Here is a 393-nt window from a genome sequence, read left to right on the forward strand (position 1 = left end):
GTTCGCCCGATCACCTCCACATCCCGTTTCGAGCGCCGCGCGATGACAAGGCCCCCCGACAGCGCGATGAGGATCGTCGGCAAGAGGCTGATCCACAGGATATTGACGAAGCCCGCCCGCAGCGCCTCGATCTCCGCGCGGCTGCGTGCCACCGTAAGCAGCCCGCCATGCAGGGTATCAGTCAGCGTGAGGTAATCACCGGCATAATCGCCCGGCGCGTCGCGCAGCGTGATGATGTGATAGCCTTCGTCATCCCGTGCGATGGCCCCGTTGCCATATACCACCCCGCCCGGCGTCACATAGCTGAGGATCGAACGGTTGGGGTCGGTGGCGCGGGATTCCGCTTCGACCAGAAAGGCCACCGCCCGCGCGCTGGGTGCGGCGCGAAAGCCT

The 393-nt window shown here is 65.9% G+C and carries 1 pseudogene; it reads right to left on the bottom strand.

Annotation, left to right across the window (positions count from 1 at the left end):
- Positions 1-393, bottom strand: a pseudogene (locus A3764_RS00435) (sensor histidine kinase); the annotation flags it as partial.

It is taken from the genome of Sulfitobacter sp. HI0129 (genome assembly GCF_001635395.1).
GTDB lineage: Bacteria > Pseudomonadota > Alphaproteobacteria > Rhodobacterales > Rhodobacteraceae > Sulfitobacter.